8 protein-coding genes are annotated in these 8,108 nt (G+C 57.9%); 7 read left to right on the forward strand and 1 reads right to left on the reverse strand.

Translation table 11 applies throughout. From position 1 onward, the window contains the following. The first annotated feature begins 231 nt into the window (after positions 1–231). The 6 genes from grxD to NW819_RS00130 all read left to right on the forward strand — a co-directional run bounded on the left by grxD (position 232) and on the right by NW819_RS00130 (position 4,584). Positions 232–570: a Grx4 family monothiol glutaredoxin gene (grxD, locus tag NW819_RS00105; protein WP_041437553.1), complete on the forward strand. Its 339-nt coding sequence runs from the start codon at positions 232–234 to the stop codon at positions 568–570. Between the two features lie 29 nt (positions 571–599). Next, a complete protein-coding gene (locus NW819_RS00110) occupies positions 600–890 on the forward strand; it encodes a BolA family protein (RefSeq protein ID WP_414329320.1) in 291 nt (96 codons plus the stop codon). 44 nt (positions 891–934) lie between these two features. Next, positions 935–1,291, forward strand: a complete 357-nt coding sequence (locus tag NW819_RS00115; RefSeq protein ID WP_414412520.1) for a phage holin family protein — start codon at positions 935–937, stop codon at positions 1,289–1,291. A gap of 327 nt (positions 1,292–1,618) precedes the next feature. Further along, positions 1,619–3,175, forward strand: a complete 1,557-nt coding sequence (locus tag NW819_RS00120; RefSeq protein ID WP_414412521.1) for a B12-binding domain-containing radical SAM protein — start codon at positions 1,619–1,621, stop codon at positions 3,173–3,175. A 42-nt stretch (positions 3,176–3,217) separates the two neighbouring features. Further along, positions 3,218–4,387: a SpoIID/LytB domain-containing protein gene (locus NW819_RS00125; protein WP_414412522.1), complete on the forward strand. Its 1,170-nt coding sequence runs from the start codon at positions 3,218–3,220 to the stop codon at positions 4,385–4,387. Between the two features lie 29 nt (positions 4,388–4,416). After that, positions 4,417–4,584 carry a hypothetical protein gene (locus NW819_RS00130; protein ID WP_414412523.1) on the forward strand — a complete coding sequence of 56 codons (168 nt, stop codon included), beginning with the start codon at positions 4,417–4,419 and terminating at the stop codon, positions 4,582–4,584. Between the two features lie 89 nt (positions 4,585–4,673). Here the strand turns inward: NW819_RS00130 and topA are convergent, their stop codons facing one another. Next, the gene (topA, locus tag NW819_RS00135; RefSeq protein WP_414412524.1) at positions 4,674–7,469 is read right to left on the reverse strand and encodes a type I DNA topoisomerase; all 2,796 of its coding nucleotides are present in this window, start codon (positions 7,467–7,469) and stop codon (positions 4,674–4,676) included. A 195-nt stretch (positions 7,470–7,664) separates the two neighbouring features. Here topA and NW819_RS00140 point away from each other — a divergent pair. Next, positions 7,665–8,108, forward strand: a 444-nt coding sequence (locus tag NW819_RS00140) for a VOC family protein (RefSeq protein ID WP_414329315.1), incomplete at its 3' end; no start/stop codon positions are given.

Consider the following 8,108-nt stretch of genomic DNA (forward strand, 5'->3'; position numbering starts at 1 on the left):
GTGTAGAAATTAACATGGATCCTGGGGTCGCTGCCTGGATAGGTTGGGGGCTTGGGCCAGCCCTGGGCAATGGGGCTTGCTGGTGGCGTCCGTAGAACAGAGTCTATGAGAGAATCTCTCGGCCCAACCGTGGGAAAAGTGTCGAGCATGTTAAAAGTAGACGAAAATGAGATCTCGATAGGATGCCAGTTTGCCTATCGACTGTTGTCGCTATAGTGGCTGAACACCATGCTGGATCCCCTTTTGGAAGAGAAAATCCGTGAGCAAATCCGCACCCACAAGGTGCTCATCTACATGAAGGGCACCCCGGAAATGCCCCAATGTGGGTTTTCCTATGCCGCCGTTCGTGTGCTGGATAGTTTGGGCTTCCCCTACACGGCGATTAACGTACTCGAGGATCCTGAGATCCGCCAGGGGATTAAAGAGTTTTCCAACTGGCCTACTATCCCGCAGATTTATATTGATGGGGAGTTTGTGGGCGGTTGCGACATCATCCAAGAGATGCACGCCCGCAACGAGCTGCGTCCGCTGGTCGAGGCAGCCTTTGCTAAGGCCACGGCTCAATCTTAAGGGATCCCATCTCATCCAGAGGGGTTGCCATGCTTACCCCCGACTACCTTCGGCAGCACCTGATGGAGAAGCTGCAGGCTCTTCATGTGCAGGTGGAGGATGAGTCCCACCTTCACATCGGCCACGGGGGCGGGACAGGAGGGCACTACCGAGTTCAAGTAGTGTCGCCTTCGTTTGTCGGCAAAACGACCCTACAGCGACATCGCCTGGTGTATGCCGCTCTGGCGGAACACATGGGGCGGAGCATTCATGCTTTGGCCCTGCAAACTTACAGCCCTGAAGAGGTTTCTGCGCAAGGGATCCCTGAGGAGATCAGCTAGCATAGAGGGCAAAATCGCGGCCCCATCAGGGCAGAGGAGAGAGCATGGCAACTCTTTTGGCCACCTGGCTGATGTCAGCCTTGAGTGTAATGATCCTGGCTTGGCTTTTGCCCGGGATCCACGTCTCCGGGTTTGGCGGGGCTTTGGTGGCGGCTCTGGCCATTGGTCTGGTCAATGGTTTGGTTAGGCCGATTCTCCGGCTGATCACCCTGCCGATTACGGTTCTTACCCTGGGCTTGTTTTGGCTAATTTTGAACGGCATCTGCTTGGTCATTGCCGATAAGCTGGCCGGGAATGCTTTCAACATCGATAATTTCGGCTGGGCGTTTATCGGCGCAATTGTACTTTCCATCGTCAGCGGCTTGGTTCAGCAGGTTTTTGAGCAAGGTGTGCAGAACTGACTTCGTCCCCAGCCGTGAGAGGGCAGGGTTTGGTTCAAGATTGCAGGGGGTACGCTAGGGGAACGTCAACACTCAGCCCGACGATAACCAAAACCAACTTTAAGGGATCCCGATAAGCTTTACTCCATTGGCCCTGCCCGCTAAGTTTTTGCCGCAGAACCATAGGATTCTCCACAGATAGCCTGCACAAGATCTGCCAATGGCTAACATCAGCAGGATATTGCGAGCAGGCGTTTGATCTGTGGCTGCTTTATCTAAGCCTAGCAAATCGATAGGAAACCAGTAGGGGATCAAGTTGGTCGATCTGCAACTCAGGAGCTGGTTGGTATGAAGGCGTTGCTGCTCTATCCGCGTTTTCCTCAATCATTCTGGTCTTACAATCGCACCATCGAGATGGTGGGACTAAAAGCGCTAATGCCACCTCTGGGCTTGATCACCGTTGCTGCTCTGCTACCCCAACACTGGGAGATTCGCTTTGTGGATCGCAATGTAGCTGATGAAACAGAAGCCGATTGGCAGTGGTGCGATCTGGTGATCTTGTCAGCCATGTTGGTGCAGAAGCAGGATTTCCACGCCCTCATTCGCAAAGCGGTGCAGTTGGGCAAAAAAGTAGCGGTGGGCGGACCCTATCCAACTTCTGTGCCACAGGATGCCCTGGAATCTGGTGCTCACTATTTGGTTTTGGATGAAGGGGAAGTGACCATACCGGCCTTTGTCAAGGCTATAGAAGCTGGGCAAGAGTCGGGCATTTTTCGGGCTGCGGAAAAACCGGATGTAACCCAAAGTCCTTTGCCAAGGTTTGATCTGCTGCGTATGGATCAATACTTCATGATGTCAGTCCAATTTTCGCGAGGTTGCCCCTTCAATTGCGAGTTTTGCGACATCATCTCTCTTTACGGACGCAAGCCGAGAACCAAAGAGCCAAGTCAAATGCTAGCCGAGCTGCAAGCTCTCTATGACTTGGGTTGGCGGGGTTCGGTATTTGTGGTGGATGACAATTTTATCGGCAATCAGCGCAACGTCAAGCGATTTTTACGAGAGCTGATCCCCTGGAGCCAGAAGCGCAACTATCCATTTACCTTTATGACAGAGGCTTCAGTCAACCTGGCCGAAGACGAAGAACTGATGAGGTTAATGGTAGAGGCGGGTTTCTATGCGGTCTTTTTGGGCATTGAGACTCCAGACCAAGACAGCCTACAGATGACCCAAAAGCTCCAGAATACCCGCCACCCTTTGGTGGAGGCCTGTCGCAAGATCAACGAGGCCGGACTGCTGATCTATGCTGGGTTTATTCTGGGCTTTGATGGAGAGCGGCCAGGAGCAGGGGAGCGCATTCAGGCTTTTGTCGAGCAAACCGGTATTCCTCAGCCAATGCTGGGCATTTTACAGGCTTTGCCAAACACACAGCTCTGGAATCGCTTGAAGAAAGAGGAACGGTTGCTGGAAGGGATCGGCGTGACTGAGTTCGGCGATCAAAATACGCTGATGAATTTCATTCCCACCCGTTCTCTATCGGAGATTGCCCGAGAGTATCTGGAAAGTTTTTGGAAACTGTATGATCCTGCGCGATATTTATCTCGCTGCCTGCAACAGTGCCTGAATATCGGCATCAAAGATGGCCGACGGCAAATGATGAAGCTGCCCCTTCGCAAAGGGATCCACCTGCTTCTACAACTCATCTGGCGGCAAGGGATCCTTCATCCCGAAATCCGCGCCCAATTTTGGCGGCAGCTATGGACGATTTGGCGACAGAAACCGAGCCTGCTGAACCTATATTTGGGCCTCTGCGCTGCAGGAGAACACTTTTGGGAATATCGGGAATTGGCCCGCGCCCGGCTTACCCAGCAACTGGGATACGATCCTTTGCTGGCCAGCTCATCTTGACAGTATTTCTGGGGGAATGGTCTATCGATAGAGGATGCCCGGATGGGGCCTATGCGGCGACGACAGTTGGGGGCGATGGTGCTGGGATCCCTGTGGGCTGTTTGGGGAGGCTCTCGGCAGGCCCAAACGTCCGGGCGCGGAGATTGGCTGGCCGTGGAGCTGTTCAGCCGCTGGAGTGCGGATCCCTTGGCCGAGTTGGAGCTGATGGGCCCTTTTGTTTTAAATCAGCAGCCTTTTCCAACAGGCACCTGGAAGTTACAGGTTCGCCGCCAAGAGCTCCTTCTGACCGGGCCGGGACAGCCTCGTCGCTACCAGGGATCCCTTTGGCTACAGGGGGGAGCTCTGCGCTCCCTCGCAGGGGAGGAGCGTCGCTATCGGGGCTGGGTACAGATTCGTCCCAAGGGTTTAGGTCGCCTGCATCTGGTGAATTGGGTGAAGTTGGAAGACTATCTGCTGGCTTTGGTGCCCAGCGAAATGCCCGCCGACTGGCCAGCTGCCGCCTTGCAGGCGCAAGCCATCTTGGCCCGTACCTTGGCCGTTCCCCATCTGTGCCCCGGCCCCAGAAGAGAATGGCCCTCTGCCCCGATAAGGCCATTGCAAGACTCCACCGCCCACCAGTTCTATGGTGGCCTGGCCTATGAGACGGCGGCGACCACTGCTGCGGTGCGGGCAACCCGAGGGCAGATCCTAACCCATGCCGGCCAGCCGATAGAGGTTCTGTTTCACTCCACCTGTGGGGGCCACACCAGCGCCAATCAGGATATTTTTGCCCCACCCGCCCGCCCCTACCTACAAGGGGTGATCTGTGACGGGTGTCGCGCCTCTCCCTTCTATGGCCCTCACAGCGTCCGGCTCAGCCGACGGGAGTTGGAGCCAGCCTTCGGCAACGGCGATCTGGAGATTGTGCAGTCGGATCCCTGGGGTCGCCCCCTGCGCATCCGCGTTGGATCCCAACTGTTGACCGGCCAAGAGTTTGTGCTGCGCCTTGGCCAAACCCTGGGTTGGGGGATCCTCCCCAGCAACCGCTTCACGTGGGAACGTCTCCAGCCAAAGCCCGGCCAGCAGGAAGTGTACCTTTTCACCTATCGTGGGGCCGGCCATGGGGTGGGACTGTGTCAGTGGGGATCCCGTGGCTTGGCCGAGAAGGGCTACACAGCGCCGCAAATTCTCAATCACTACTTCCCCGGCACCCAGGTGATAACGTTGAGCTGAAGGTTGTTGATCCCGACTTCAATACTCCTGTGTCTCTTGCGCATTCCCATCGTCGCCATCCTGCCTACTGCTACTGCAGCGAGCTGGAACATGCCCAGATTCTCAAGCGCCAGCAGCAGGATCCCTTGCCGTTTGCAGAAGCAATGGGTTGCATTGCCAATCGGGAAGCCGCCGTGGCCGCTGCTTGCGGCCCTTGAAGCAGTTGTGTCGTCAGCAAAACTGTTACATGGCTAACCCCTAAGCCACCCTGAGCAGGCGACCTTGGGCTGTGGCAGAAAAGCTGACTTCAGGCGCGAGCTTTGGGCGTGATCCTCACAATGGTGGAACGGGATCCCACCTGGGCTGACCCATTCGCTTGCGGCTCTTTGGCCATCCCGCCGCCGGTGGAAGTTGTTTGTGCTTTACGCCGCTTCTGCGGCACAGCATCTCCAGCCGGCTGGGCTGTAGGGCTGCTGGAGGCAGTTTTGGCTTGGGTTTTACTGACCGAGGAGCCCGCTTTGCCGGTCGAGCGGCTTTTCCCCTTGACCTCTGCAGAAGAGACTTCTTTTTCAGCCAGCACCTGCAGAGCCATTTCCAGGGTAACCGCTTCGGCAGGGATCCCTTTGGGCAAAGAGGCATTGACCTTGCCATGTTTGACATACAGCCCGTAGGGGCCGTCGTGCAGATTGACCGGCTCACCATCCTCAGGATGGGATCCCAGCTCCCGCAAGGGCTTGGCCGAGGCGCGCCCACGGCTTTTCTTGGGCTGGGCCAGCAGCTCCAGCGCCCGCTCCAGGCTGATGGTCAGCACATCCTCATCGGCGGGCAGAGAGCGAAAATCGCCATCGCAGACCACGTAGGGGCCGAAGCGGCCAATGCCGGCCTGCACTTTTTTCCCCGATTCCGGGTGTTCCCCCAAGGTGCGGGGCAAGCTCAGCAACCCCAAGGCGATCTCTGGCGTGACCTGATCCGGTTTCAGCCCTTTGGGCAGAGAGGTGCGCTTGGGTTTTTTGTTGTCCTCAGAAACTTCCCCCAACTGCACATAGGGGCCATAGGGGCCCTGCGGGATCACGTAGATGGGCTCTTGGGTTTCTGGGTGAAAGGCAATGGGCTTGGGGCCTTCCTGCTTCCGCTGGATCAGCTCCGCGATGTGTTCTGCGCTCAGATCGGCGGGGGGAATATCCTCCGGCAGGTTGGCGCGCACCTCTCCGGACTCGGTTTCGACCGCCACATAGGGGCCATAGGGGCCAATGCCGATCTTGACGGGCAGGTTCTCCAGATGGATGGAGCGGGCCAGGCTGGAGTCAATTTCCAACTCGCGGGCCTTTACCTGTCCCTCAAGACCCTGCTCGCCCAAGAAGAAATGGCGCAAATAGGGCAACCACTCCGCCTGTCCAGAAGCGATGTCGTCCAGCGTTTGCTCCATCTCGGCGGTGAAGCGGGTATTCACCAGGTTGGGAAAGTATTTTTCCAGCAGCTCGGTGACTGCAAAAGCCGTGTAGGTGGGCACGAGGGCATTCCCCATCGACCTGACGTAGCCACGGCTCATGATCGTATTCAAGATGGTGGCGTAGGTGCTGGGGCGGCCAATGCCCTCACTTTCCAACACCTTGACCAAGGAGGCTTCCGTATATCGGGCTGGAGGCTGGGTTTCGTGGGCAACGGGTTCCAGCTTCTGGCAGCGGAGGGGATCCCCCTGCCGCAACAGGGGCAGATGCACCTCCCGATCTTCCAAAGCCGCCTCTGGGTCGTCGGATCCCTCCACATAGGCGCGGAAAAAGCCGGGAAAATCGATGCGCTTGCCGCTGGCCCGGAACACCGCATCGTCTACGGCGATGAGTACGATGGTGTGGGTTTGCCGCGCCTCGGCCATTTGGCTGGCGACGGTGCGCTTCCAGATCAGGTCGTAGAGGGCCAGCTCCTGGCCGGAGAGGGGGGTTTGGCTGGGCAGGCGAAACTCTGATCCAGCAGGACGAATGGCCTCGTGGGCTTCTTGCGCCCCTTTGGTTTTGGTGGTGTACTGACGGGGCTCGGGGCTGAGATATTCTCTGCCGTACATCGACTCCACGCAGGCGCGGGCAGCGCGGATGGCCTGCTCCGACAGGTGGACCGAATCGGTGCGCATGTAGGTGATGTAGCCCTCTTCGTAGAGCTTTTGGGCAATGCGCATCGTCTGCTGGGCCGACAGGTGCAGCTTGCGGTTGGCCTCCTGCTGCAGGGTGGAGGTGGTAAAGGGAGGGGCAGGTTTGCGGGTGGAGGGGCGCTCTTCCACAGAGCTGACGATCCAGGCTTTTCCCAGCAAGCGATCCCGCAGGGCCTCGGCCTGGGCCTGATCCAACAACACCACATCCCGCCCGGCAATGAGCTGGCCGGTGCTGGGATCGAAGTCTTGCCCATTGGCCAGGCGTTTGCCACCCAAGCTCACCAGCTCTGCTGGAAAGACAGCCTGCTGGCCGGCGACGGTCGTTTTGGGCTGCAGCTCCGCTTTGAGATCCCAGTAGGAGGCTTTTCTGAAGGCGCGCCGCTCCCGCTCTCGATCCACCAAAAGCTTGACCGCCACCGACTGCACCCGCCCTGCCGAGAGTTTGGGGGCAATTTTTTTCCACAGCAGCGGCGACAGGGTATAGCCCACCAGGCGATCCAAGATGCGGCGGGTCTCCTGGGCACGCACCAGTTGTTCATCCACCTCACGGCAGTTTTGCAGCGCCTCCTGAATGGCCTCGCGGGTAATCTCGTGGAACACCATGCGGCGGGTGGGCACTTTGGGTTGCAGCACCTGCTGCAAGTGCCAGCTAATGCTTTCCCCTTCGCGGTCTTCGTCGGTGGCCAGGATCAGCTCGTCCGCCTTCTTGAGCGCTTCCTTCAGCTCCTTGACCACCTTTCTTTTGTCCTTGGGGATGACGTAGAGGGGCTCGAAGTCGGCGTGGACATTGACCCCCAGGCGGCTCCACTCTTCTCCTTTCAATTCTTCTGGAATTTCAGATGCCGAATCGGGAAGATCCCGCACATGTCCCATCGAGGCCTGAACCTCATACCCCGCAGGCAAGAACCCACGGATGGTACGGGCTTTGGTGGGAGATTCGACAATGACCAGCTTAGGCATACTTGAGGTTGGCAGCAATCGGCTTAGGTTGTCGCATTTCCCGCCCCAAGGATTGGGCGGGCCAGCATACACTGCAAGAGGTGCTTAAGATAGACAGCCTACTTTTCTGGAGCGTAGCAAGTCTACCTGCGCTTGACCAGCCGTCATCGGCGATGATCCGAGCGGTCTGGCCCCATCTGGCTGCTTTGCAGGACGATGAAACTACACCATTTTTCCATTCGCACCGCCGATATCTTCCGCTCCATCGCTTTTTACGAGGGGCTGGGCTTTGCGGTGGAAGAACGCTTTACTGCCGGGATCACGCTGGCCTGCTGGATGCGCGGCCCCTGGGGGCGTTTGGAGCTGATGCAAGTGCCGCAGCCCCATCCTGCCCCGGATCCCTTTGGGGATCCCCACTATGTGGGCTACTATCACCCCGCTTTTGAGGTGGGCCCCGAATGGGGATCCCTGGCCAACTACCTAGAACATTTGCGAGCGCAAGTGCCCCTTACCCTGCTGCTGCCGCCCCAGCTCCAGCAAATTGGGGGCCAGGTCTATGAAGTGGCGTTCATCGCCGATCCCGATGGCCTGCCGATCGAGCTCATTCGTCCCCAGGGATCCTCAGGAGAGAGTCTGCCCCAACGCCCAGAGGACATTAAT

Source organism: Synechococcus sp. R8-2 (assembly GCF_047461715.1).
Taxonomy (GTDB): domain Bacteria; phylum Cyanobacteriota; class Cyanobacteriia; order Thermostichales; family Thermostichaceae; genus Thermostichus.

What these genes read in the sequence shown, in the direction of transcription:
- NW819_RS00110 (WP_414329320.1), top strand. Translation starts at nt 600, where the DNA reads ATGCTTACCCCCGACTACCTTCGGCAGCACCTGATGGAGAAGCTGCAG.
- NW819_RS00115 (WP_414412520.1), top strand. Translation starts at nt 935, where the DNA reads ATGGCAACTCTTTTGGCCACCTGGCTGATGTCAGCCTTGAGTGTAATG.
- NW819_RS00120 (WP_414412521.1), top strand. Translation starts at nt 1,619, where the DNA reads ATGAAGGCGTTGCTGCTCTATCCGCGTTTTCCTCAATCATTCTGGTCT.
- NW819_RS00125 (WP_414412522.1), top strand. Translation starts at nt 3,218, where the DNA reads ATGGGGCCTATGCGGCGACGACAGTTGGGGGCGATGGTGCTGGGATCC.
- topA (WP_414412524.1), bottom strand. Translation starts at nt 7,469, where the DNA reads ATGCCTAAGCTGGTCATTGTCGAATCTCCCACCAAAGCCCGTACCATC.